The sequence below is a fragment of the Luteimonas sp. 22616 genome, from assembly GCF_052044325.1.
GTDB lineage: Bacteria > Pseudomonadota > Gammaproteobacteria > Xanthomonadales > Xanthomonadaceae > Luteimonas.
The window spans coordinates 1,005,441-1,028,119 of sequence record NZ_JBQEMW010000001.1 but is presented as its reverse complement, the minus strand read 5'-3'; the positions used below and the strand labels follow the sequence as shown (position 1 = coordinate 1,028,119).

Below are 22,679 nucleotides of genomic sequence, written 5' to 3'. Positions count from 1 at the left end.
ATCAGCCGGCCCCTATGCCGCGCTTAAACATGAACAGTCGCCCCGCCATCAGCGTGCGCTGCGTTACGTAGGCGCTGATGACCATCGTCAACGCCTTGTCGAAATTCAGAACGCCCGCCCACTGGCGCGCGATGATCCAGTACTCGCCGCCGCCCGTGCCGCCACCGCTGGCAAAGTTCGTCAACAGGTCGAGCGTCGGTTGCAAGACAAGCTTCATCGTGCCGAAATTGATCCCGAGCCAGAGAAGCGCAGTTGCCAAGAACAGGCCCAGCTTCGACAGGATCAACCACCGCAGGCCAGTGAAAAGCGCAGCAAGAATTGCAGGCATTACCCTTGCCCCCTCGTCATGATGCTAAGCGACAGCAACGCGGCCGCAATCAGCACGAATTGCCCACCCAGGCGCAGCCAGTTACAGAACACCGAAGTATCGAAATGCAACGTCTGCCCGTTGATCGTTACATCGGGAATGGTCGGGCACGTGCTGCCGTAGCCGAAGCCAGTCACGTTCAACCCACCTGTACCGATGGCGTCGCCTTCCACGACCACGTCAGCAGGCGTGGCGGCTTCTCCGGGATCACTCAAACCCGCTTGCCCGAGACCATCGGCCGGGTTCTGCGTCCAGTCCGGCTGACCGTTGCAATCGGTGTCCATCGTGCCGGGGCCGCAACTCGACCCACCGGTCTTTCCGTTCTCGGCGATGCGCTCAAGAATCTCATTCGACTTTTCGGTTTCGCAGACCTGCCGCCACTGCAAGTACAAGCCCGCTTCTTCCGCCGCGCTACAGCCGGTCGTGCGGTTGTCATCGCCCAAAGCGACTTTTTCGCAGACGGGCGGCGCATTGCAGTACTGATCCAGAACCACGTTCGCGTTCTTTCGCGTGTTGCAGTCGATCCGCCACAATTGCTTGGCGTGCAAGCACATGATTTCGTCACCGGAGCAAACAGGCGGCGACACGCAACTCACCGCGTCCGTTGCCTTGTGCGTGCCATCGTCCTCATCGGGCACTCCGTCGCCGTCAGTGTCCGGCTTACACGTACCGTCCCCACCCTTCGCGGTGCCGGGCTTGCAGATATTCGGATCATCGACGCAGGACCCGTCCGGCCCCTTCACCGTACCGAAGCCAGGGCAATCGTTCGCTACTTCACGACACGCGCCGTCCGGCCCCTTTTCTTTGCCTTCCGGGCACGTGTCCGGCGTGGTGCAATTTCCTGTGACCGGATCGACGGGCACACCTGCCGCACACTCCTTTTTCGGGTAGCAGACATGCTGGTCGAACGTGCCAACGCCTTGATCATAAGCAGCCCCGCCCGATGGGCACGGGTCAGTTAAATCGCACGTCGCACCCGTTGGCACCAAACCAACGTAGCCGCTATTCGGTTGTCCAGGCGCAATCGTTTGCGCGATGTATTCACAACGCACCGGGTCACCAGTAACACCCGTTGCAAACTGACATTGAAGCGTGCCACGCGCGCCTGCACTAGTAACTACCACTTCAGAATCTGCACACCGTGTATCGAGACAGCTGTGACTACCTTCATCCCACTGCTTACCCACCGGGCAACCCGCAACGTAAGAGCGCGTGTACGTCTGAAGCGTCGCGCCGTCCGATATTCGTTGCACAGCATAACGAACAGAACCCGAAGGCGGGCTAGGACGCTGATCAAAAACAAACACAACCGAGAACGCCGAAGGATTACCCGTCCCCAACCTGAAAGATTCCGCTGCACCTTGTGACGCCCCATAAGCATCCTGCCTCGTCTCGCAGTTTCCGGATGTTGCGTTAGTAAAACAATCGACGTACTGCGCTTGGGCCTTGCCGCACATCGCAAGCAAACCGATCAACGCAGCGATAGCCAGGTACACCAGACGGCGCACGGCGGCCGACGCGGCGACGCGAAGCAACCAGCGCATCAGTCGCCACCCAGGAGGATGACGAGTGCCAGGACGAACGCACAGAGATACACCCAACCCATGCCCTACCCCTTGAAGAAATGCCGGGGCCGAAGCCCCGACGTGACCCGGCTCACGCCGGTTGTTACATCGCGCGGCGCACCCACTTGTAGACCTTGATGCCGACCATCACGATCAGCACCGCAGCACCGATGGCCGCGATGGGCGTGCCGGCCGCTTCGATGGCGGTGACCACCGCGGAAACGTCGACGGCGGGCGCACTGGCGAACGCCGAACCGGTGACGGCCAGGGCGGTACCCACGCCGGCCAGCGCCGGAGCCTTGCCCGCGAAACGGGCCTTAATCTTCTGGAACATGTTTGTCCTCCTAGGACTGTTGTAGGAATTTGCGCAGCAGGCGGAACACGAACGCGATGGCGAGCAGGTAGGCAACAGCCGCCCCGATCAACTGCGCGTCCTCAATCGACAGCGCTGGCAAGACTGTCGTTTGTTCGGTGAAATAAGGGGCCGCGCACTCGTACGTTGTCGCGTTGTAATCGGCGACGTCACATGCAAGGACGAGTGGCGCGGCCATGACTTACTTCGAAGCCGGAGCAGGTGCCGGCGTCAGGTAGACACGACGACCGACCTTCAACGACTTGAAGTCGCCCACTTCCAGCGACGACACGTCGAGCGAATAGCGACCCGGCGGGTATGGCGGCTGATCGTCGCCAAGGTTGATGGTGAACGGGACGGGGAAATCCTCGCCCTTCTCGATGGCCGCGCTCTGTTCCTTGAACACCACTTGCGTGCCGTCCTTGCGCTTCATGATGCGCGGCGTTGCCGTGCCCGACTTGATGACGATGCAGTTCATAGAGACTCCAATTTCCATGCGATTACTCGGCCCTTTTCGAAGAACACACGCCACGGCGAGGGCCAGAAGGCGCCGGTGTGCTTGTCGGCGTAACCGCCGGGAACTTTGCGAATGTCCGCATCGACACCCAGGGCATCGCGCGCATCCTTCGGTGCTTTCCACCAGCGCAACTCACGCCGGGATTCATCGCCCAAGCCGCCGACCGCGTGCGTGCGAAAGCCCTTCGGAAAGGCTTCAGCCGTGGCCGCGCAGAACTTGCTTGCGTACTTGGCGAGATAGCCCACAGCGTTGCGGGCCTTCTCGATCTTGGTCGAGCCGTGCGACCACCACCCCTGACGATCCGCCTTCGGCAGAAAGAAGCCCCGAGGAATCCAAATCAGGAGGTGGTAATGGGGCCGGAGTCGCTTGGTGAGTTCCCCGACCCACAGATAACGGAAGCGCGCACCCCCCATCCCCTTTCGTCTTGCAAGGCGATTGAAGTAGCCCCGGATTCGCTTAACCAGCTCGCTAATATCACGAGGGCTTGCGTCACTTCCCTCTGCGTAGGTCGTGGTGAGCATGTACCACGCGCCACGCGCCGACCCTTGCCGCGCTTCTTGGTCATGCAACCGCGCTCCCGTAATGACTGATTTCCGCAGCCGCATGGCTCGGATTCGATTTTGATCAAGCTCGATCGACACGCGATTCACCGACCGCGTGTCACTTGTTGAAGAAGGGACAAGCCCAAGGCCAGCCGCTTCGCGGCCGGCCTTCGAAGAGAACGGGAGGCACGCGGCCAGAGCGCCGGACGCACGTGCGGACGCGGCCGAAGCCGCAGCGGAAAGCGGGAGGCTGACAGCGCTCACGCGAGCCACCAGCGCAGCATCCGCAACAACAGGCCGAGCAGCGCGCCGACAAGCACCGGACACGCCACATAGATCACCAGCAGCTGCACAGCCCAATGCGAGTTGCGCAGCCACTCGATGGGATTAGCCATGAATCACCGCCAGCAGGCCACCAGTGCGGAGACACACGCGGTACTGATGACGCTTGCGACAAAGGCGCGCATACCAGCGGGCCGAGTCGATGGCCGCAGGTTCGTTGATGCCGTAGAAGCCGACAGGTCGCCAGCCGTTGACGGTGGCGACTTCGATCCAGTAGCCGTCACGCATCCCACACCGCCGAAAGCGCGGCAGCAGCGTCACGGCTGCTACAAAGCTGCCTGCGAACCTGACCCGTGCCCGTGTCCAATTCCGTCAGCAGGTACGCGCCCTGCCCCGAAATTTCCACACCATCTTCGACGTAGAAATCGCACGCAGCCCGCGCTAATTCCGCGCTCCGAAACATCGTCACTTGCGTGATTCGGTCAGCCACGGGCGATTTCCTCGACCAAGGCACGGTCACACGAAAGCATCACGCCACGCCAGAAAACGGCTTCTTCGTTCGCGGTGTCGAACAGGTCGCGGGTATCGCCCGCAAGGTATGCAGCTGCGCGACAGCTGGCTTCTTCGAACCGTTCCTGTGCGGCGTCGCCGGCCGCTTCGATGACGCGTCGCATGAAGGACTCCCCTCCCCTGCCCCTTGAAAGCCCCCGGCCGGCAGGGGAACCGGGCTGGGGGCAATCCTTGGGTACTCGCCCCGAGGACGGGCGTAGTTGTACGCTGGGCGAGGACACATAGTCAACACCCCGAGGACTTCATGAACATAAATAAATTGCTTGACAAGTGCAAAGAAGTATGCGGGGCGAGGACTGACGGAGAGCTAGCAAAACGCCTAGGCATTTCGAAGCAAGCGCTTTCGAGCTATCGCAACGGGCACCGCCTGCCCGACCCTGTGCAGTGCGCGACGATTGCCGGACTTAGCGGCCTGCCGCTGGCACACGTGCTGGGTGTTGTCGGAGAAGAGCGCGCTGTCAGCCGCGAAGAAAAGGCGGTGTGGCGCAAGCTGGCATCGACAGCGGCACTCGTTTTTTTCGCGCTATCCCTCTCGCTTCAAGGACACGCAAAACCCCTAGAAAACAGCTCGATGACGAGTGATCGCGCACCTAACGTATACATTATGCGAAATGCAGTAGGCAGGCTCCTACGGCGCATCCGAGAATTTTTCCTAGGCCGGCCCCACCGCTACACACTCACGGCTTAAGCTCCGGCCGCCATGCGAAATCGAACCCCCAAAACGACCACATGCTTCCGCTGCAAGGCCGAGCATCCCGAACAGCACTACGAGCGCGTCGTCCACAACAAGCACGAACTGCACGGCCCGTGGGCCGGCTGGCGGATGGCAGGAAAAGACCTAGTGTCACCCGATGGCGACCGGATCAGCCCGCACCGGCTGCGCGGGTTCCTATGGACAGAACATGCCAAGCGAAAGCTGCGGCGGTCTGCCCCACAAACTAAAGTCCTGGAGCGAAACGCAGCTGCCATCATCCCAGCACGGGAAAGATTCGTCGGCAGCGCCTAGCCGCCCAGCGAGCGCGACAGCGTCGAAAGCGCCATGCCGGCGAAAACCACGGCAAAAACGACTTCGATCAGCTTGAAAATCGACAAGGCCAGGACGACAGACCACACCAGCCGCCAGTCGATACCGGCAGAACGCTCGGCTCGATGTGAGCGCCGCAACGGCCGTTCCAGATCGATATCTGCGACGGCATCAGGATTGAACTTCGGTTCTTCGCGGCGCATACGCTTTCCCCTGAAATAGCGACAGCCTACAGGCCACAAAAGCGGTTTGCAGGGGGAAGGTTCCGACCGGGAACGGATCGCGAAACATGGAGAGGATCCTCTCCGCTTTTTTCACACGACCCCGAACAAGCGTCTCCGTAGGGCGCTGCCCTACACCCGAAAAGCGAACGCCAGCGCTGCCAACACGACCAGGTGCACCGGGTACGCGATCCAGAAGAAATGACGGACGCGCGGCACCCGCCAGTCGCACGCCGCAGCCAGCAGCACCATCGGCACCGCCAGCAGCGCAAAGAGATTGCCGTTGAGCAGGCAGACCATGAGCAACGATGACGCCAGCATCGCCCAGGTCGCGCGCGTGCGCTCCTGCCACCACGCCCAGCACGACAGAATCAGCAGCATCCCCGGCAACGTGTAGTCGCAGACCATCACCGCTAGCACGAACAGCACGCCGGCATAGTTGCGCCGGCCATCTGTCCAGAGACGCGCAACGCCGGCGGCGAATGCAAACGAGAACAGGATATTGAGCGGCAGCGGGCTTCCCGGCGTCAGCGCGAGCATGTACGGCACCGCGGCAACGGCACCGACCGCGAGCAGCCGCACCAGCAAGCGCTCCGACAGCAGATGCCGGCCGATCAAGAACGCGAACACCGGGAACGCCACGCGCCCCACCGGCACCGCCCACGCCCAGGCACCGTCCGCAAAGACCTTGTTCGCGTGATCGACCAGCATCGCCGCGAACGCGAGCCACTTAAGCGCCTCGGCATTGTCGTAGGTCAGCCGGAGCGGTGCCGCTTGCGCTTGCGCGTTCACAAAATATTGCTCCCTTCGTAGTCGGCCGGGATCGGTGCGCGCCGCATCTGGCCGTAGCGCGCCTGTTGTGCCCTGAACGTGTCCTGCCCTACCCCCACGCCACCAGGACCCGACGCCGATGCCGGTTGCGGACCGGGCGAAAACTCGGCCTGCATCGACGGCGCGTTGCGCCGGGTGCCATACGGGTTGTAGACCGGCCCGTTCTTCGCCAGCGTGCGGCACTCCGATTCCGCCATCGCGTAGCGCGTGCCCTGCTCCGTGACGCAGCTGCACGATGCCGGCGCGTGCCGGCCGAGCGCGTCGATGCCAGCGCCCGACGCCATGCAATACACCTCCGGATCGGCAATCACTTGGCGACTGTCGTAGACCGGCGCCGTCCAAGGCATCGACGGGAATCGCGGCAGGTGTTGCTTGGCATAGTCGAACGGTGAAAGCGGCTCACCGGAAGGAAGGCCCCCACCCCCTGCACCGCGCGTGGCGGATTGGCCCGACGCGGCTTGCGCCGCGTTCGGGCCTTTCCCCGTCATGCGGGAAGCGAAGGCGTCGGGCCGAAGGAAGCCGATAGCGAAATACAACAGGCCGGCAGCGGCCACCAGCATCACCGGCAGCAGAATGACCTTGAGCGGGATGCGCGTCTTGATCGTGTGTTCTTCGGCGCTCTTGTACTTGCCGCGAACGGTTTTCGGGAGCGCACGGGTCACGCGCTGCGCAGACTCTCGCTTCGCCTGGCTCTTGACCTCCTCGTTCAACTCCTCCCACTGAAACACATCGATGACTTGCGAGCCGAAACGTCGCACCGTGTGGTAATGCGTGGCGCACAGCGACCGGGCGAACGGGTAAATCTGCGCCGGCATCTGGTACGTCCACACGAAGTCGATTCCGCGATGGCGATGCTCGGCCAGCTGCAGCACATGATCCGGCGTACCTTGCCGGGTTGCGTTGTGCAAATGACCGAACCACTTCCATGCTTCGTCGATGAAGATCAGCGAACCGTTCGGGATGACGTGCGAATCGCACGCCGCGCTGTTCTCGGTGTCGTGGCAATGGCACACCTCGCCCTCGCGGACCGCGTTCCACTGACGCGGATCGGCCAGCACGTTCGCAAGCCCAGGTTCGAGGCCGTCGATACCAGCCGCCCACAGCGGACGCGGGTTCTCTTTCGCCGCCTCTTTCATGAGGCGCTCCATCATTAGCGATGTTTTGCCGTGGCCCGGTAGGCCGGTGTAAGACTCGATAGGCATATCAGCCGGCCCCTATGCCGCGCTTAAACATGAACAGTCGCCCCGCCATCAGCGTGCGCTGCGTTACGTAGGCGCTGATGACCATCGTCAACGCCTTGTCGAAATTCAGAACGCCCGCCCACTGGCGCGCGATGATCCAGTACTCGCCGCCGCCCGTGCCGCCACCGCTGGCAAAGTTCGTCAACAGGTCGAGCGTCGGTTGCAAGACAAGCTTCATCGTGCCGAAATTGATCCCGAGCCAGAGAAGCGCAGTTGCCAAGAACAGGCCCAGCTTCGACAGGATCAACCACCGCAGGCCAGTGAAAAGCGCAGCAAGAATTGCAGGCATTACCCTTGCCCCCTCGTCATGATGCTAAGCGACAGCAACGCGGCCGCAATCAGCACGAATTGCCCACCCAGGCGCAGCCAGTTACAGAACACCGAAGTATCGAAATGCAACGTCTGCCCGTTGATCGTTACATCGGGAATGGTCGGGCACGTGCTGCCGTAGCCGAAGCCAGTCACGTTCAACCCACCTGTACCGATGGCGTCGCCTTCCACGACCACGTCAGCAGGCGTGGCGGCTTCTCCGGGATCACTCAAACCCGCTTGCCCGAGACCATCGGCCGGGTTCTGCGTCCAGTCCGGCTGACCGTTGCAATCGGTGTCCATCGTGCCGGGGCCGCAACTCGACCCACCGGTCTTTCCGTTCTCGGCGATGCGCTCAAGAATCTCATTCGACTTTTCGGTTTCGCAGACCTGCCGCCACTGCAAGTACAAGCCCGCTTCTTCCGCCGCGCTACAGCCGGTCGTGCGGTTGTCATCGCCCAAAGCGACTTTTTCGCAGACGGGCGGCGCATTGCAGTACTGATCCAGAACCACGTTCGCGTTCTTTCGCGTGTTGCAGTCGATCCGCCACAATTGCTTGGCGTGCAAGCACATGATTTCGTCACCGGAGCAAACAGGCGGCGACACGCAACTCACCGCGTCCGTTGCCTTGTGCGTGCCATCGTCCTCATCGGGCACTCCGTCGCCGTCAGTGTCCGGCTTACACGTACCGTCCCCACCCTTCGCGGTGCCGGGCTTGCAGATATTCGGATCATCGACGCAGGACCCGTCCGGCCCCTTCACCGTACCGAAGCCAGGGCAATCGTTCGCTACTTCACGACACGCGCCGTCCGGCCCCTTTTCTTTGCCTTCCGGGCACGTGTCCGGCGTGGTGCAATTTCCTGTGACCGGATCGACGGGCACACCTGCCGCACACTCCTTTTTCGGGTAGCAGACATGCTGGTCGAACGTGCCAACGCCTTGATCATAAGCAGCCCCGCCCGATGGGCACGGGTCAGTTAAATCGCACGTCGCACCCGTTGGCACCAAACCAACGTAGCCGCTATTCGGTTGTCCAGGCGCAATCGTTTGCGCGATGTATTCACAACGCACCGGGTCACCAGTAACACCCGTTGCAAACTGACATTGAAGCGTGCCACGCGCGCCTGCACTAGTAACTACCACTTCAGAATCTGCACACCGTGTATCGAGACAGCTGTGACTACCTTCATCCCACTGCTTACCCACCGGGCAACCCGCAACGTAAGAGCGCGTGTACGTCTGAAGCGTCGCGCCGTCCGATATTCGTTGCACAGCATAACGAACAGAACCCGAAGGCGGGCTAGGACGCTGATCAAAAACAAACACAACCGAGAACGCCGAAGGATTACCCGTCCCCAACCTGAAAGATTCCGCTGCACCTTGTGACGCCCCATAAGCATCCTGCCTCGTCTCGCAGTTTCCGGATGTTGCGTTAGTAAAACAATCGACGTACTGCGCTTGGGCCTTGCCGCACATCGCAAGCAAACCGATCAACGCAGCGATAGCCAGGTACACCAGACGGCGCACGGCGGCCGACGCGGCGACGCGAAGCAACCAGCGCATCAGTCGCCACCCAGGAGGATGACGAGTGCCAGGACGAACGCACAGAGATACACCCAACCCATGCCCTACCCCTTGAAGAAATGCCGGGGCCGAAGCCCCGACGTGACCCGGCTCACGCCGGTTGTTACATCGCGCGGCGCACCCACTTGTAGACCTTGATGCCGACCATCACGATCAGCACCGCAGCACCGATGGCCGCGATGGGCGTGCCGGCCGCTTCGATGGCGGTGACCACCGCGGAAACGTCGACGGCGGGCGCACTGGCGAACGCCGAACCGGTGACGGCCAGGGCGGTACCCACGCCGGCCAGCGCCGGAGCCTTGCCCGCGAAACGGGCCTTAATCTTCTGGAACATGTTTGTCCTCCTAGGACTGTTGTAGGAATTTGCGCAGCAGGCGGAACACGAACGCGATGGCGAGCAGGTAGGCAACAGCCGCCCCGATCAACTGCGCGTCCTCAATCGACAGCGCTGGCAAGACTGTCGTTTGTTCGGTGAAATAAGGGGCCGCGCACTCGTACGTTGTCGCGTTGTAATCGGCGACGTCACATGCAAGGACGAGTGGCGCGGCCATGACTTACTTCGAAGCCGGAGCAGGTGCCGGCGTCAGGTAGACACGACGACCGACCTTCAACGACTTGAAGTCGCCCACTTCCAGCGACGACACGTCGAGCGAATAGCGACCCGGCGGGTATGGCGGCTGATCGTCGCCAAGGTTGATGGTGAACGGGACGGGGAAATCCTCGCCCTTCTCGATGGCCGCGCTCTGTTCCTTGAACACCACTTGCGTGCCGTCCTTGCGCTTCATGATGCGCGGCGTTGCCGTGCCCGACTTGATGACGATGCAGTTCATAGAGACTCCAATTTCCATGCGATTACTCGGCCCTTTTCGAAGAACACACGCCACGGCGAGGGCCAGAAGGCGCCGGTGTGCTTGTCGGCGTAACCGCCGGGAACTTTGCGAATGTCCGCATCGACACCCAGGGCATCGCGCGCATCCTTCGGTGCTTTCCACCAGCGCAACTCACGCCGGGATTCATCGCCCAAGCCGCCGACCGCGTGCGTGCGAAAGCCCTTCGGAAAGGCTTCAGCCGTGGCCGCGCAGAACTTGCTTGCGTACTTGGCGAGATAGCCCACAGCGTTGCGGGCCTTCTCGATCTTGGTCGAGCCGTGCGACCACCACCCCTGACGATCCGCCTTCGGCAGAAAGAAGCCCCGAGGAATCCAAATCAGGAGGTGGTAATGGGGCCGGAGTCGCTTGGTGAGTTCCCCGACCCACAGATAACGGAAGCGCGCACCCCCCATCCCCTTTCGTCTTGCAAGGCGATTGAAGTAGCCCCGGATTCGCTTAACCAGCTCGCTAATATCACGAGGGCTTGCGTCACTTCCCTCTGCGTAGGTCGTGGTGAGCATGTACCACGCGCCACGCGCCGACCCTTGCCGCGCTTCTTGGTCATGCAACCGCGCTCCCGTAATGACTGATTTCCGCAGCCGCATGGCTCGGATTCGATTTTGATCAAGCTCGATCGACACGCGATTCACCGACCGCGTGTCACTTGTTGAAGAAGGGACAAGCCCAAGGCCAGCCGCTTCGCGGCCGGCCTTCGAAGAGAACGGGAGGCACGCGGCCAGAGCGCCGGACGCACGTGCGGACGCGGCCGAAGCCGCAGCGGAAAGCGGGAGGCTGACAGCGCTCACGCGAGCCACCAGCGCAGCATCCGCAACAACAGGCCGAGCAGCGCGCCGACAAGCACCGGACACGCCACATAGATCACCAGCAGCTGCACAGCCCAATGCGAGTTGCGCAGCCACTCGATGGGATTAGCCATGAATCACCGCCAGCAGGCCACCAGTGCGGAGACACACGCGGTACTGATGACGCTTGCGACAAAGGCGCGCATACCAGCGGGCCGAGTCGATGGCCGCAGGTTCGTTGATGCCGTAGAAGCCGACAGGTCGCCAGCCGTTGACGGTGGCGACTTCGATCCAGTAGCCGTCACGCATCCCACACCGCCGAAAGCGCGGCAGCAGCGTCACGGCTGCTACAAAGCTGCCTGCGAACCTGACCCGTGCCCGTGTCCAATTCCGTCAGCAGGTACGCGCCCTGCCCCGAAATTTCCACACCATCTTCGACGTAGAAATCGCACGCAGCCCGCGCTAATTCCGCGCTCCGAAACATCGTCACTTGCGTGATTCGGTCAGCCACGGGCGATTTCCTCGACCAAGGCACGGTCACACGAAAGCATCACGCCACGCCAGAAAACGGCTTCTTCGTTCGCGGTGTCGAACAGGTCGCGGGTATCGCCCGCAAGGTATGCAGCTGCGCGACAGCTGGCTTCTTCGAACCGTTCCTGTGCGGCGTCGCCGGCCGCTTCGATGACGCGTCGCATGAAGGACTCCCCTCCCCTGCCCCTTGAAAGCCCCCGGCCGGCAGGGGAACCGGGCTGGGGGCAATCCTTGGGTACTCGCCCCGAGGACGGGCGTAGTTGTACGCTGGGCGAGGACACATAGTCAACACCCCGAGGACTTCATGAACATAAATAAATTGCTTGACAAGTGCAAAGAAGTATGCGGGGCGAGGACTGACGGAGAGCTAGCAAAACGCCTAGGCATTTCGAAGCAAGCGCTTTCGAGCTATCGCAACGGGCACCGCCTGCCCGACCCTGTGCAGTGCGCGACGATTGCCGGACTTAGCGGCCTGCCGCTGGCACACGTGCTGGGTGTTGTCGGAGAAGAGCGCGCTGTCAGCCGCGAAGAAAAGGCGGTGTGGCGCAAGCTGGCATCGACAGCGGCACTCGTTTTTTTCGCGCTATCCCTCTCGCTTCAAGGACACGCAAAACCCCTAGAAAACAGCTCGATGACGAGTGATCGCGCACCTAACGTATACATTATGCGAAATAACTGATCGGGTGGCATGGCGGGCAATCCGAAACTTTTCCCCTAGGTCCACCCTCCCGCCACACGCTTGCGGCTTGAGCTCCCGCCGCCACGGATCAGGGGGATCCATGCGCGCACGCAAGCCCAAAACCACGACGTGTTTCCAGTGCAAGACTGAGCATCCCGACCAGCACTACGAGCGCGTCGTCTACAACAAGCACGAACTGCACGGCCCGTGGGCCGGCTGGCGGATGGCAGGAAAAGACTTGGTGTCGCCCGATGGCGACCGGATCAGCCCGCACCGGCTGGCGGGCTTCCTGTGGACGGAGCGCGTCAAAAAACGCTTGCGCCGCAAGACTTGAAGACGATGCTGAGATCTTCGCCGGTCATTCCCGCGCAAGAACGATTCGTCGGAAGCGCCCAAGGCTTACAGGCGTCGTACACCATGTGATGGAGCCTTGAATGAAGCTCCATCGACGCTCGATCCTTCCAGATAGCCGACCCAGAACAATCAGCGAACCCGAGGCGCGCGCCAATCTGCAGCCGACCGCTTCGGCGGTACCACCGACCAGGTTGAGGCCGCGAGCCACGATGCCGGCAACAACGCCCGGGTCGCCAGCGTCCGCTTCCGGTTCCGCGTCCTCCCGGGCGATCGCGCCAAACCCTTGATCTTTGACCAAGGTCAAAGGTTTAAGATGGCGCCCTGCCCCAGGAGATCGCCATGAATATCGGCCAGCTCGCGCGCCAGGCCGGCGTGCCCATCGACACCGTCCGCTACTACGAACGCCAGCACCTGATCCCGGAGCCGGCACGCAGTGCCAGCGGTTACCGCCAATACGCACATGACGACGTTACCCGCCTGAACTTCATCCGCCGCGCCAAGACCCTCGGTTTCACACTTGAGGAAATAGGTGAACTTATGGCCATAAGCTCAACTTCATCCAATGATATGAATGAGATGAAGCAAAAAGCTTCCAGAAAACTTCAAGTCGTCGAGGAGCGGCTCGCTGAACTGGCGCGGATGCGCGATGCCCTGCGCGGCCTGGTCGATGCCTGCCCCGGCCACGGCCCGCTGGCCACCTGCCCGATCATGGCTGCGCTGACCACCAGCGACGCCGCCACAGCCGGCGCGTCCGCCCGGAGGCCGCAGGCATGACCGCCCACGACCACGCCGCGCACACCTGCTGCGGGAACACGCAGGCCGGGATCGCCGACGGCAAGGCCATCGACATCGTCTGCGGGATGACCATCGATCCGGCGACCACCCCGCACCATGCCACCCACGACGGCGTCGACTACCACTTCTGCAGCGCCGGCTGCAGGACGAAATTCGTCGCCGATCCGGCGCGCTACCTGCATCCGGAACTGGCCGAACCCGCCCCGCCTCCGCCGCCGGGCACGCGCTACTTCTGCCCGATGGATCCCGAGATCGAGCAGGACGGCCCCGGCACCTGCCCGATCTGCGGCATGGCGCTGGAGCCGATGCTGCCGTCGCTCGACGACGGCGAGAACCCGGAGCTGACCGACTTCCGCCGGCGTTTCTGGTGGACCCTGCCGCTGAGCCTGGCGACGATGGTGCTGGCAATGGCCGGGCACGCGTTCGCCCTGGTGCCGCCGGCGACGCAGCCGTGGATCGAACTCGCCCTGTCCGCGCCCGTGGTGCTCTGGGCCGGCTGGCCGTTCTTCCAGCGCTGGGCGCAGTCGATCCGCAACCGCAGCCCCAACATGTGGACCCTGATCGGCACCGGCGTGCTCGCCGCCTTCGGCTACAGCGTGGTGGCGACGGTGGCGCCCGATCTGTTCCCGGCCTCGTTCCGCGACCACGGCGTGGTCGGCGTCTACTTCGAGGCGGCGGCGATGATCGTCTCGCTGACCTTGCTCGGCCAGTTGCTCGAACTCAAGGCGCGCTCACAGACCTCGGCCGCTCTCAAGGCCCTGCTCGGGCTTGCGCCGAAAACCGCCCGCCGCCTGCGCGACGATGGTGGTGAAGAAGACGTCGAACTCGCCCGGATCCACGTCGGCGACCGTCTGCGCGTGCGTCCCGGCGAGAAGGTGCCGGTGGACGGCGTGGTCATCGACGGCCGCTCCAACGTCGACGAATCGATGCTCACCGGCGAACCCGTGCCGGTCGAAAAATCCGGCGGCGACCGGGTCATCGGCGCCACCCTCAACGGCACCGGTGCACTGGTGATGCGGGCGGAGAAGACCGGCGGCGACGGCGTGCTGGCGCAGATCGTGCAGTTGGTGGCGCAGGCGCAGCGTTCGCGCGCACCGATGCAGCGCATGGCGGACAAGGTCGCGTACTGGTTCGTGCTGGGCGTGCTCGCCATCGCCGTGGCAACGTTCCTCGGCTGGGGCCTGTTCGGCCCGGAACCGTCCTGGACGCACGCCATCCTCGCCGCGGTGTCGGTGCTGATCATCGCCTGCCCCTGCGCGCTGGGCCTGGCCACGCCGATGTCGATCATGGTCGCCACCGGCCGCGCCGCGCAGGCCGGGGTGCTGTTCCGCGACGCCGAAGCGGTGGAAACGCTGCGCCGCGTCGACACTCTGGTGGTCGACAAGACCGGCACCCTCACCGAGGGTCGGCCCGCCTTCCGCGAAGTGCTCGCCATCGCGCCCTGGACCGAGGACGAGGTCCTGCGGCTGGCCGCCAGCCTCGATGTCGGCAGCGAACACCCGCTGGCCGCGGCGATCGTGGCCGAGGCGCGGCGCCGCGAAATGGCGTTGTCGCCGGCGCGGGATTTCGAATCGATGACCGGGACGGGCGTGCGCGGCAGCGTCGATGGCTACGCGATCGTGCTGGGCAACGACGCGCTGATGGCCGAGCACGGCATCGACCCCTCCGCGCTCGCGCAGCAAGCGGACGAACTGCGCACGCGCGGCGCCACCGCCATGTACCTGGGCGTGGCCGGCCGCCTTGCCGGCCTGGTCGCGGTCGCGGACCCGCTCAAGGCCGGCACCGTGGAGGTCATCCGGCAGCTGCATGCCGCCGGCCTGCGCATCGTCATGGCGTCCGGCGACGCCACCGCCACGGCGCAGGCCGTGGCGCGCGAACTGGGCATCGACGAAGTCCACGGCGAAGTCCGCCCCGCCGCCAAGCTGGAACTGGTCCGGACGCTCCAGGCCGAAGGCCGCCGCGTGGCGATGGCCGGCGACGGCATCAACGACGCGCCGGCGCTGGCCGCAGCGGACGTCGGCATCGCCATGGGCACCGGCACCGACGTGGCCATGTCCAGCGCCCAGGTCACCCTGGTCAAGGGCGACTTGGGCGGGATCGCCCGCGCACGCGCAATCTCCGACGCGACCGTGCGCAACATGCGCCAGAACCTGGGTTTCGCCTTCGCCTACAACGCGCTGGGCATACCGATCGCCGCCGGCCTGTTGTACCCGTTCACCGGGCTGCTGCTGTCGCCGATGCTGGCCGCGGCGGCGATGAGCCTGAGCTCGGTTTCGGTGGTCGGCAACGCGCTGCGGCTGCGATTGGCCACGCCCGCGGGTGAACGCGACAAGGCGAAATCGAAATCAGCGCTTGCGCGTTCGGCAACCGCTGGCTAGAATTTCGCGCTTTCCAGCCCGTGGGGCCATAGCTCAGCTGGGAGAGCGCCTGCATGGCATGCAGGAGGTCGGCGGTTCGATCCCGCCTGGCTCCACCAAATTCCGGACATGGCCTGTCTGGAATCGCTGCAAGTTCCACTGCGTCCCCATCGTCTAGAGGCCTAGGACACCACCCTTTCACGGTGGACACCGGGGTTCGAATCCCCGTGGGGACGCCACTTTTGATTCGACGACGAGGGCTGCCGGAAGGCGGCCCTCGTCGTTTTCTGTGCGCTTTCCTCGTGTCGTGTTGAGCGCAACGCCGGGTTTTCGTCTCGACAAAGACGCATCGATCCGGCCACCCTGCCCTGCCCGACAGGCCGCCCGTGGCGGCCGCTTGCGTTGATCTTGGCAGACCAAGGCTCGCAGCAACGCGGAGAACGGCATGGCCAGATCGGTATTGACGGTGGAACCTGTCCTGCGCGGCTGGGTCGTCAGCCTGAAGGGCAAGGCGCTGGATCTTCGTGCAACCAAGCTCGAGGCGATCGGCGTGGCCAGCCGTCTTGCCGCCGAACAGAACCGGGCGCGCGGCGACTCGACGGGCGTCGCGGTTCGTGTTGCAAACGGCGGCAGCGTGCTGATTGCGCGGCATGGCTGGAGCGGGCAGAAATCGCGCGACGGATTTCGCTGACGGACGCGACGCCAGGATTGCTTTTCGCGACGTAACGATCGCTTTCGCGCCGCAACGAAAAGGCCCGCCAATGGCGGGCCTTTTGCAGCATCGGGTCAGCGCGTGCGTCGCTTACATCGACGGCGTGTGCGCAGCGCCCTCGCCTTCGCTGTTGGCCAGCGAGGCCCAGCTGACTTCGACACCCTTGCGATGCCCCTTCTCGACCAGCTTCAGGCCGTCGGGATCGATGGTGAGCGTGTAGGCCTTGTCGCCGATCTGGACTTCGCGCCGCAACGGCTTGTCGAGCTTGGTCATCGGTGTCTCCTCATGCGCATTCAGGCGCGTTGGAGGGCGATGCTAGCAGCCGGATGTTTGCGGCGCGTAAAGGCCGTGAACGAAGCATTAAAAATGCGTCGCGCGTCTCAGGCCGCTTCGGTTTCGGCCGCGACAGCGCGCAGCGTGGCCACGCCGTGGCCGCCTTCGGCCAAGTACTGCAGCCACTTGCCGAGGAAGGTGTTCATGCGCATGCGATGGCCGATCACTTCCGCCGGTGGCGGATACATGCCGATCACGTCCTGCCAGCGCCGGCCCACGTAACAGTGCGTGGCCTCCACCTGGCGCGCATCGCGGTACAGGCGCAGGAAGGCCGAGGGATCCGGCTCGCCGGTCACGGGGTCCTGCAGGCCGTAGGTCAGGCGCAGTTCGGTGGTGTAGGCGTGCTGCTCGATGACTTCCAGGCGCAGGTCGAGGCCGTCGCCGATCGTCGAGACATAGCGGCCCGGTGCGAGGTCGGCGGGCTCGAACAGGCGCGTCAGGCGATTGAAGTTTTCCGCGTACAGGCCCATGAGCCAACCGAAGCGGCTGAGCTTCGGAATGCGTGCGGTGCGATCGGTGACAGGGACCCGGGACATGGCCCGATGCTACACGCAGAAATGACGCCGCGGCAGCATTGACGGAAGTGTTCGCGGCGCCTAACGTGAAGGCTCTTCACGGCCGGTTTCATCGAAGCACGATCGGCCTGGCGCTACGGCGCGATTCAGAACATCCCGCGGCGGATGCCGAGCGTGGTCAGCACCGTGCTGGCGATTTCCTCGATCGACTTGTGCGTGGTGCTCAGCACCGGGATGCGTTCTGCCCGGAACAGGCTCTCGGCCGCCGCCACCTCCCGCTTGCAGGTGTCCAGTTGCGCGTAGCGCGAGTTCGGACGTCGTTCCTCGCGGATCTGGTGCAGGCGCGCGGGATCGATGCTCAGCGCGAACAGCTTGTTGCGGTACGGACGCAGGCGCGGCGGCAGGCGGTCGTGTTCGAGGTCCTCCTCGGTCAGCGGGTAATTCGCCGCGCGCACGCCGTAGTGCAGCGCCAGGTACACGCAGGTGGGCGTCTTGCCAGCCCGCGAGACCGCCACCAGGATCAGGTCGGCATCGTCGTAGTTGATGGCGATGCCGTCATCGTGGGTCAGCGCATAGTTCATCGCGTTGATGCGGGCGTGGTAGGTCTCGAAGTCGACCATGCCGTGCGCCTGCCCGACCTGCGACTTGCGCTGCTGTCCCAGCTCGCGCTCCATCGGCTCGATGAACGGCGCGAACGTGTCCAGCACCAGCGCGCCGCTTTCGCCGATCAGGCGGGTCAGCTCCGGATCGACGCAGGAACTCACCACCACCGGGCGGATGCCGACCTCCTCCCCTTTCGCCCGGATCCGCCCGGCGGCCTCGCGCGCCCGCTCGGGGCTGTCGACGAAGGGGATGCGGTCGGTGCTGAAGCGGGTGTCGGCGAACTGGGTCAGCAGGCTGTGGCCAATGGTCTCGGCGGTGATGCCGGTGCCGTCGGAAACGTAGAAGACCGGGCGTATTTCGGACATGTGTAAACGCTTTCCTGTGAATGCGTGCGGGAGCGGCCGTGGCCGCGATGCGTGGAATCCGGCCCGATCGTGGCCGCTGCCCTGCGCTGGCGGCTAAAATAGCCAACTTCGGCCGGCTCCGCCTGCCCTGTCACTGTTCCGTCCCCGCCTGCACAACCCGGAGTGCCCGTTTTGAGCGCCAATATCCTGTGGCTGCACGACCTGCGACTGACCGACCTTGCCCAGGTCGGCGGCAAGAATTCCTCGCTCGGCGAGATGATCGGTGAACTGGCCGGACTCGGCGTCTCGGTCCCGGGCGGTTTCGCGACCACGGCGGACGCGTTCAAGGCCTTCATCGCGCACAACACCCTGCACCAGCGCATCTTCGATCGACTGGCCTCGCTGGACGTCGAGGACGTGCCGGCGCTGACCGCGGCCGGCAAGGAAATCCGCGGCTGGGTCATCGATGCGCCCCTGCAGCCGGAACTCGACGCCGACATCCGCAAGGCCTATACGCAGCTGTGCAGCGAGAATGGCGGCGGCGACGTTGCAGTCGCCGTGCGCTCCTCCGCCACCGCCGAGGACCTGCCCGACGCTTCGTTCGCCGGCCAGCAGGAAACCTTCCTCAACGTCACCGGCGCCGATGACGTCGTGCACAAGGTCAAGGAAGTCTTCGCCAGCCTCTACAACGACCGCGCCATCGCCTATCGCGTGCACCACGGCTTCAAGCACGAGGACGTGTTCCTTTCCTCGGGCGTGCAGCTGATGGTGCGCTCCGACGTGGGCGCTTCTGGCGTGCTGTTCACGCTCGACACAGAATCCGGCTTCCGCGACGTGGTGTTCGTGACGTCGAGCTATGGCCTGGGCGAGATGGTCGTGCAGGGCGCGGTCAACCCGGACGAGTTCTACGTCTACAAGCCCACCCTGGCCGAAGGCAGGCCCGCGATCCTGCGCCGCTCGCTGGGCAGCAAGCAGCTGCGCATGGTCTATTCCGACACCCCCGGCGAACGCGTGCGCACCGAGGACACGCCGGCGGAACTGCGCAACAAGTTCTCGCTCAGCGACGCCGACGTGCACGAGCTGTCGAAGCAGGCCCTGGTGATCGAGAAGCACTACGAGCGCCCGATGGACATCGAATGGGCGAAGGACGGCGTCAGCGGCAAGCTGTTCATCGTCCAGGCGCGCCCGGAGACGGTGAAGTCGCGTACCAAGGCGACGCAGATCGAGCGCTTCCAGCTCGACAGGCGCGGCGACGTGGTCGTCGAGGGCCGCGCCATCGGCCAGAAGATCGGCGCCGGCGTGGCGCGCGTGGTGCGCACGCTCGACGACATGAACCGGGTGCAGCCGGGCGACGTGCTGGTCGCCGACATGACCGACCCCGACTGGGAGCCGGTGATGAAGCGCGCCGCGGCCATCGTCACCAACCGCGGCGGCCGCACCTGCCACGCCGCGATCATCGCCCGCGAACTCGGCGTGCCCGCCGTGGTCGGCACCGGCAACGCGCTCGACCTGATCGAGGACGGCGTGGAGGTCACGGTCAGCTGCGCCGAGGGCGACACCGGTTTCATCTATGCCGGCACCCTGCCCTTCGAGCGCATCACCACCGACCTGTCGTCGATGCCCGAAGCACCGCTGAAGATCATGATGAACGTCGCCAATCCCGAGCGCGCGTTCGACTTCGGGCAGCTGCCGAACGCCGGCATCGGCCTGGCGCGGCTGGAGATGATCATCGCCAGCCACATCGGCGTGCATCCCAAGGCACTGCTGGAGTACGACGACCAGGATGCCGACGTCCGCAAGAAGATCGACGAGCGCATCGCCGGCTATGCCGGGCCGGTGGAGTTCTACATCGACCGCCTCGCCGAGGGCATCGCCACCATCGCCGCCTCGGTGCACCCGAAGCCGGTGATCGTGCGCATGTCCGACTTCAAGTCCAACGAATACGCCAACCTGCTCGGCGGCTCGCGCTACGAACCGCACGAGGAGAACCCTATGATCGGCTTCCGCGGCGCCAGCCGCTACGTCGATCCGTCGTTCGCCGAGGCGTTCGCGCTGGAATGCAAGGCCGTGCGCAAGGTGCGCAACGAGATGGGTCTGTCCAACGTCTGGGTGATGATCCCGTTCGTGCGCACCCTCGACGAGGGCCGCAAGGTGGTCGAGGTGCTGGAGGCCAACGGCCTCAAGCAGGGCCAGGACGGCCTGAAGATCATCATGATGTGCGAGGTGCCGTCGAACGCGCTGCTGGCCGACGAGTTCCTCGACATCTTCGATGGCTTCTCGATCGGCTCCAACGACCTGACCCAGCTCACCCTCGGTCTGGACCGCGACTCGAGCATCGTCGCGCACCTGTTCGACGAGCGCGACCCGGCGGTGAAGAAGCTGCTGTCGATGGCCATCCAGACCGCACGCCGCAGGGGCAAGTACGTCGGCATCTGCGGCCAGGGCCCGAGCGACCATCCGGACCTGGCGCAGTGGCTGATGGAAGAAGGCATCGAATCGGTGTCGCTGAATCCCGACACCGTGGTCGACACCTGGCTGAAGCTGGCGAAGTCGAAGGCCGCTTCCTGACGGAAATGGAACGAGGCCGGCCACAAGCCGGCCTCGCTCTTTACAGGAGCGGCGGAAGCCGCGAGCTTTCCGTAACGCCGGATCTCTGGAAAAAAGCCCGCGGCTTCCGCCGCTCCTACAAAAGCAGCGACGTCGGCAAGGCGCGCTAGTGCGGCGCGCCGAACACGCCCATCGCCGTGCGGTAGTGCTTCAGTTCCGCGATCGAATCGCGCACGTCGCTCAGCGCCGTGTGTGCGGCTTCCTTGCGCACGCCGGCCAGCACTTCCGGCGCCCAGCGGCGAGCGAGTTCCTTGATCGTGCTGACGTCGAGGTTGCGGTAGTGGAAATACCGCTCCAGCGACGGCATCTGCCGGTGCAGGAAGCGGCGGTCCTGGCAGATCGAATTGCCGCACATCGGCGACTGGTTGTGGCCGACCCATTGCTGCAGGAAATCCAGCGTACGCGCCTCGGCCTCGGCCATCGGCACGCCCTCTTCCAGCACCCGCCGCCACAGCCCGGACTTGCCATGCTGGGTGCGATTCCAGTCGTCCATCGCCTCGAGCGTGGACAACGGGTGGGAGATGGCGAACTGGGGGCCGTCGGCCAGGATGTTGAGCTCGGAGTCCGTCACCACCGTGGCGATCTCGATGATCGAGTCGCGGCCGGTGTCGAGCCCGGTCATCTCCAGGTCGATCCAGATCAACCTGCCGTCGCGCGCGTGTCCGCCATTGCTTGTCATGGATATCCTGCTGCTGGAAGTAGCAGGACATGATAGTCCGCTGCGTGTCGTCGCTGCATTCAGGCCAGCGGCGGTTGCCCGCGCCGGCGGCGGAACCAGTTGGTCAGCCGCATGCCGGCTTCTTCCGCCAGCACCCCGCCCCGCACTTCGACGCGATGGTTGTGGCGCGGATCGGCGAGCAGGTCGAATACGCTGCCGGCGGCGCCGGTCTTGGGGTCGCTGGCGCCGAACACCACCCGCGCCAGCCGCGCGTGCACCATCGCCATGGCGCACATCGCGCAGGGCTCCAGGGTCACGTACAGCGTGCAGCCGACCAGCCGATGATTGCCCAGCGCCCTGCCCGCCCGCCGCATCGCCACGATCTCGGCATGCGCGGTGGGGTCATGCTCGGCGATGTTGCGGTTCCAGCCTTCGCCGACGACCTGGCCATCGGCATCGACCAGCACGGCCCCGACCGGAATCTCGTCATCCTCGCGCTCGGCCCGCTCGGCCAGCGCCAGCGCTTGACGCATCCACTGCGCGTCGGCGTCCCCGGGAGCCACCTGGTTCATCCAGGTGCTCAGCCCGGCTGGTTGCCGCGCAGGAAGTCGAGCTTGCCCAGCGGCACGCCCTTGTGGCGCAACAGGCCGTAGGCGATGGTCAGGTGGAAATAGAAGTTCGGCAGCAGGAACGCGCGCACGTAGTCGGCACCGCTGAACTGCAACTCACGCTTGCCGGCATTGAAGCGGATCTCGCGCGCTTCCTGCCCGGCGATGGACTCGGCCGGCACGCTTTGCAGGTAGTCCACCGTGGCCGCGATGCGTGCCTGCAGCTGTTCGAGCGTCGCCTCGTCGTCCGGGAACGACGGCGATTGTCCACCCGACAGCCGCGCCGCGCCGAATTTGGCGGTGTCGCTGGCGCGCTGCACCTGGCCGGCGAAGGTCAACATGTCCGGTGCGAGTCGCGCCTGCACGAACTCCGCGCTGTCGATGCCGGCCTCGGCACCGTGGGCGAGCGCCAGGTCGATCTGGTGCGACAGGTTCTGCAGGCCGCGAACCAACGCGGGGACGGTGATGTCGTGGAGCGAAAGCGTCATGAGGCTTTTCCTGTTGGC

Annotated in this window: 33 protein-coding genes, 2 tRNA genes and 2 pseudogenes; 10 read left to right on the top strand and 27 right to left on the bottom strand. The window is 64.4% G+C overall.

The genetic code is table 11. The annotated features are described in order from the left end of the window. Position 1: 1 nt before the first annotated feature. The 9 genes and pseudogenes from ACTJIL_RS04855 to ACTJIL_RS04815 all read right to left on the bottom strand — a co-directional run bounded on the left by ACTJIL_RS04855 (position 2) and on the right by ACTJIL_RS04815 (position 4,299). Complete coding sequence (locus ACTJIL_RS04855; protein ID WP_440754435.1) at positions 2 to 328, bottom strand: DUF2523 family protein; 327 nt, start codon at positions 326 to 328, stop codon at positions 2 to 4. After that, the gene (locus tag ACTJIL_RS04850) at positions 328 to 1,911 is read right to left on the bottom strand and encodes a hypothetical protein (protein WP_440754434.1); all 1,584 of its coding nucleotides are present in this window, start codon (positions 1,909 to 1,911) and stop codon (positions 328 to 330) included. Before ACTJIL_RS04850 ends, ACTJIL_RS04855 begins: the two co-directional genes overlap by 1 nt. A gap of 124 nt (positions 1,912 to 2,035) precedes the next feature. After that, positions 2,036 to 2,266, bottom strand: a complete 231-nt coding sequence (locus ACTJIL_RS04845) for a major capsid protein (RefSeq protein ID WP_440754433.1) — start codon at positions 2,264 to 2,266, stop codon at positions 2,036 to 2,038. A gap of 10 nt (positions 2,267 to 2,276) precedes the next feature. Beyond that, positions 2,277 to 2,483, bottom strand: a complete 207-nt coding sequence (locus ACTJIL_RS04840; protein WP_440754432.1) for a hypothetical protein — start codon at positions 2,481 to 2,483, stop codon at positions 2,277 to 2,279. A 3-nt stretch (positions 2,484 to 2,486) separates the two neighbouring features. Continuing rightward, a complete protein-coding gene (locus ACTJIL_RS04835) occupies positions 2,487 to 2,762 on the bottom strand; it encodes a single-stranded DNA-binding protein (RefSeq protein WP_440754431.1) in 276 nt (91 codons plus the stop codon). Continuing rightward, positions 2,759 to 3,505: pseudogene (locus ACTJIL_RS04830) on the bottom strand (rolling circle replication-associated protein); the annotation flags it as partial. The pseudogene ACTJIL_RS04830 and the gene ACTJIL_RS04835, both read right to left, overlap by 4 nt. Before the next feature lie 98 nt (positions 3,506 to 3,603). Continuing rightward, positions 3,604 to 3,738 (bottom strand): hypothetical protein, encoded by a 135-nt coding sequence (locus ACTJIL_RS04825; protein WP_440754430.1) that lies wholly within the window; start codon positions 3,736 to 3,738, stop codon positions 3,604 to 3,606. Next, positions 3,731 to 3,946 carry a hypothetical protein gene (locus tag ACTJIL_RS04820; protein WP_440754429.1) on the bottom strand — a complete coding sequence of 72 codons (216 nt, stop codon included), beginning with the start codon at positions 3,944 to 3,946 and terminating at the stop codon, positions 3,731 to 3,733. Before ACTJIL_RS04820 ends, ACTJIL_RS04825 begins: the two co-directional genes overlap by 8 nt. Positions 3,947 to 4,107: 161 nt before the next feature. Beyond that, complete coding sequence (locus ACTJIL_RS04815) at positions 4,108 to 4,299, bottom strand: hypothetical protein (RefSeq protein WP_440754428.1); 192 nt, start codon at positions 4,297 to 4,299, stop codon at positions 4,108 to 4,110. A gap of 140 nt (positions 4,300 to 4,439) precedes the next feature. Between ACTJIL_RS04815 and ACTJIL_RS04810 the strand changes: the two genes are divergently transcribed. Together ACTJIL_RS04810 and ACTJIL_RS04805 are read left to right on the top strand one after the other, a co-directional pair. After that, the gene (locus tag ACTJIL_RS04810) at positions 4,440 to 4,883 is read left to right on the top strand and encodes a helix-turn-helix domain-containing protein (protein WP_440754440.1); all 444 of its coding nucleotides are present in this window, start codon (positions 4,440 to 4,442) and stop codon (positions 4,881 to 4,883) included. A 12-nt stretch (positions 4,884 to 4,895) separates the two neighbouring features. Continuing rightward, positions 4,896 to 5,201, top strand: coding sequence for a DUF3653 domain-containing protein (locus ACTJIL_RS04805; protein ID WP_440754439.1), 306 nt, complete (start codon positions 4,896 to 4,898; stop codon positions 5,199 to 5,201). On the opposite strand, the gene ACTJIL_RS04800 is transcribed toward ACTJIL_RS04805, so the two are convergent. The 12 genes and pseudogenes from ACTJIL_RS04800 to ACTJIL_RS04745 form a co-directional block, all read right to left on the bottom strand. Beyond that, positions 5,198 to 5,422, bottom strand: coding sequence for a hypothetical protein (locus tag ACTJIL_RS04800; RefSeq protein ID WP_440754438.1), 225 nt, complete (start codon positions 5,420 to 5,422; stop codon positions 5,198 to 5,200). The genes ACTJIL_RS04805 and ACTJIL_RS04800 overlap by 4 nt on opposite strands. A gap of 150 nt (positions 5,423 to 5,572) precedes the next feature. After that, a complete protein-coding gene (locus tag ACTJIL_RS04795) occupies positions 5,573 to 6,232 on the bottom strand; it encodes a TraX family protein (protein ID WP_440754437.1) in 660 nt (219 codons plus the stop codon). Next, the gene (locus ACTJIL_RS04790; protein WP_440754436.1) at positions 6,229 to 7,473 is read right to left on the bottom strand and encodes a zonular occludens toxin domain-containing protein; all 1,245 of its coding nucleotides are present in this window, start codon (positions 7,471 to 7,473) and stop codon (positions 6,229 to 6,231) included. Before ACTJIL_RS04790 ends, ACTJIL_RS04795 begins: the two co-directional genes overlap by 4 nt. Position 7,474: 1 nt before the next feature. Next, complete coding sequence (locus ACTJIL_RS04785; RefSeq protein WP_440754435.1) at positions 7,475 to 7,801, bottom strand: DUF2523 family protein; 327 nt, start codon at positions 7,799 to 7,801, stop codon at positions 7,475 to 7,477. Then, positions 7,801 to 9,384, bottom strand: coding sequence for a hypothetical protein (locus ACTJIL_RS04780; protein ID WP_440754434.1), 1,584 nt, complete (start codon positions 9,382 to 9,384; stop codon positions 7,801 to 7,803). The genes ACTJIL_RS04785 and ACTJIL_RS04780 overlap by 1 nt, the downstream gene beginning before the upstream one ends. A 124-nt stretch (positions 9,385 to 9,508) precedes the next feature. Beyond that, positions 9,509 to 9,739: a major capsid protein gene (locus ACTJIL_RS04775; RefSeq protein ID WP_440754433.1), complete on the bottom strand. Its 231-nt coding sequence runs from the start codon at positions 9,737 to 9,739 to the stop codon at positions 9,509 to 9,511. A 10-nt stretch (positions 9,740 to 9,749) separates the two neighbouring features. Then, positions 9,750 to 9,956: a hypothetical protein gene (locus ACTJIL_RS04770; RefSeq protein ID WP_440754432.1), complete on the bottom strand. Its 207-nt coding sequence runs from the start codon at positions 9,954 to 9,956 to the stop codon at positions 9,750 to 9,752. A 3-nt stretch (positions 9,957 to 9,959) separates the two neighbouring features. Further along, positions 9,960 to 10,235 carry a single-stranded DNA-binding protein gene (locus ACTJIL_RS04765; protein ID WP_440754431.1) on the bottom strand — a complete coding sequence of 92 codons (276 nt, stop codon included), beginning with the start codon at positions 10,233 to 10,235 and terminating at the stop codon, positions 9,960 to 9,962. Next, positions 10,232 to 10,978 (bottom strand): annotated as a pseudogene (locus ACTJIL_RS04760) (rolling circle replication-associated protein); the annotation flags it as partial. The gene ACTJIL_RS04765 and the pseudogene ACTJIL_RS04760, both read right to left, overlap by 4 nt. 98 nt (positions 10,979 to 11,076) lie before the next feature. Beyond that, positions 11,077 to 11,211 (bottom strand): hypothetical protein, encoded by a 135-nt coding sequence (locus ACTJIL_RS04755; protein ID WP_440754430.1) that lies wholly within the window; start codon positions 11,209 to 11,211, stop codon positions 11,077 to 11,079. Beyond that, a complete protein-coding gene (locus tag ACTJIL_RS04750) occupies positions 11,204 to 11,419 on the bottom strand; it encodes a hypothetical protein (protein ID WP_440754429.1) in 216 nt (71 codons plus the stop codon). Before ACTJIL_RS04750 ends, ACTJIL_RS04755 begins: the two co-directional genes overlap by 8 nt. Positions 11,420 to 11,580: 161 nt before the next feature. Beyond that, the gene (locus ACTJIL_RS04745; RefSeq protein ID WP_440754428.1) at positions 11,581 to 11,772 is read right to left on the bottom strand and encodes a hypothetical protein; all 192 of its coding nucleotides are present in this window, start codon (positions 11,770 to 11,772) and stop codon (positions 11,581 to 11,583) included. 140 nt (positions 11,773 to 11,912) lie between these two features. Here ACTJIL_RS04745 and ACTJIL_RS04740 point away from each other — a divergent pair, with 140 nt between their 5' ends. From ACTJIL_RS04740 to ACTJIL_RS04710, 7 genes are all read left to right on the top strand, one after another. Then, positions 11,913 to 12,287: a DUF3693 domain-containing protein gene (locus ACTJIL_RS04740; RefSeq protein WP_440754427.1), complete on the top strand. Its 375-nt coding sequence runs from the start codon at positions 11,913 to 11,915 to the stop codon at positions 12,285 to 12,287. 100 nt (positions 12,288 to 12,387) lie between these two features. Beyond that, entirely contained in the window at positions 12,388 to 12,621 is a 234-nt protein-coding gene (locus ACTJIL_RS04735; protein WP_440754426.1) for a DUF3653 domain-containing protein, read from the top strand. 359 nt (positions 12,622 to 12,980) lie between these two features. Continuing rightward, positions 12,981 to 13,415 (top strand): MerR family transcriptional regulator, encoded by a 435-nt coding sequence (locus ACTJIL_RS04730; protein ID WP_440754425.1) that lies wholly within the window; start codon positions 12,981 to 12,983, stop codon positions 13,413 to 13,415. Continuing rightward, a complete protein-coding gene (locus ACTJIL_RS04725) occupies positions 13,412 to 15,814 on the top strand; it encodes a heavy metal translocating P-type ATPase (protein ID WP_440754424.1) in 2,403 nt (800 codons plus the stop codon). Before ACTJIL_RS04730 ends, ACTJIL_RS04725 begins: the two co-directional genes overlap by 4 nt. Positions 15,815 to 15,836: 22 nt before the next feature. Then, a tRNA-Ala gene (locus ACTJIL_RS04720) sits at positions 15,837 to 15,912 on the top strand. Between the two features lie 44 nt (positions 15,913 to 15,956). Then, positions 15,957 to 16,032, top strand: a tRNA-Glu gene (locus ACTJIL_RS04715). Positions 16,033 to 16,238: 206 nt separating this feature from the next. Next, positions 16,239 to 16,484: a hypothetical protein gene (locus ACTJIL_RS04710; RefSeq protein ID WP_440754423.1), complete on the top strand. Its 246-nt coding sequence runs from the start codon at positions 16,239 to 16,241 to the stop codon at positions 16,482 to 16,484. A 111-nt stretch (positions 16,485 to 16,595) separates the two neighbouring features. On the opposite strand, the gene ACTJIL_RS04705 is transcribed toward ACTJIL_RS04710, so the two are convergent. From ACTJIL_RS04705 to ppsR, 3 genes are all read right to left on the bottom strand, one after another. Continuing rightward, positions 16,596 to 16,778, bottom strand: coding sequence for a hypothetical protein (locus tag ACTJIL_RS04705; protein WP_440754422.1), 183 nt, complete (start codon positions 16,776 to 16,778; stop codon positions 16,596 to 16,598). Positions 16,779 to 16,885: 107 nt separating this feature from the next. Beyond that, positions 16,886 to 17,374, bottom strand: coding sequence for a DUF1249 domain-containing protein (locus tag ACTJIL_RS04700; protein ID WP_440754421.1), 489 nt, complete (start codon positions 17,372 to 17,374; stop codon positions 16,886 to 16,888). Positions 17,375 to 17,499: 125 nt separating this feature from the next. Next, positions 17,500 to 18,321, bottom strand: coding sequence for a posphoenolpyruvate synthetase regulatory kinase/phosphorylase PpsR (gene ppsR, locus ACTJIL_RS04695; RefSeq protein ID WP_440754420.1), 822 nt, complete (start codon positions 18,319 to 18,321; stop codon positions 17,500 to 17,502). Positions 18,322 to 18,492: 171 nt separating this feature from the next. Here ppsR and ppsA point away from each other — a divergent pair, with 171 nt between their 5' ends. Beyond that, positions 18,493 to 20,868: a phosphoenolpyruvate synthase gene (gene ppsA, locus ACTJIL_RS04690; protein WP_440754419.1), complete on the top strand. Its 2,376-nt coding sequence runs from the start codon at positions 18,493 to 18,495 to the stop codon at positions 20,866 to 20,868. A 145-nt stretch (positions 20,869 to 21,013) separates the two neighbouring features. Here the strand turns inward: ppsA and orn are convergent, their stop codons facing one another. The 3 genes from orn to ACTJIL_RS04675 are packed head-to-tail and all read right to left on the bottom strand — an operon-like array spanning position 21,014 to position 22,661. Beyond that, entirely contained in the window at positions 21,014 to 21,586 is a 573-nt protein-coding gene (orn, locus tag ACTJIL_RS04685; protein ID WP_440754418.1) for an oligoribonuclease, read from the bottom strand. A gap of 59 nt (positions 21,587 to 21,645) precedes the next feature. Next, positions 21,646 to 22,137, bottom strand: a complete 492-nt coding sequence (tadA, locus tag ACTJIL_RS04680) for a tRNA adenosine(34) deaminase TadA (protein WP_440754417.1) — start codon at positions 22,135 to 22,137, stop codon at positions 21,646 to 21,648. Positions 22,138 to 22,145: 8 nt separating this feature from the next. Then, positions 22,146 to 22,661 carry a DUF1993 domain-containing protein gene (locus tag ACTJIL_RS04675; protein WP_440754416.1) on the bottom strand — a complete coding sequence of 172 codons (516 nt, stop codon included), beginning with the start codon at positions 22,659 to 22,661 and terminating at the stop codon, positions 22,146 to 22,148. Between the last annotated feature and the right edge of the window lie 18 nt (positions 22,662 to 22,679).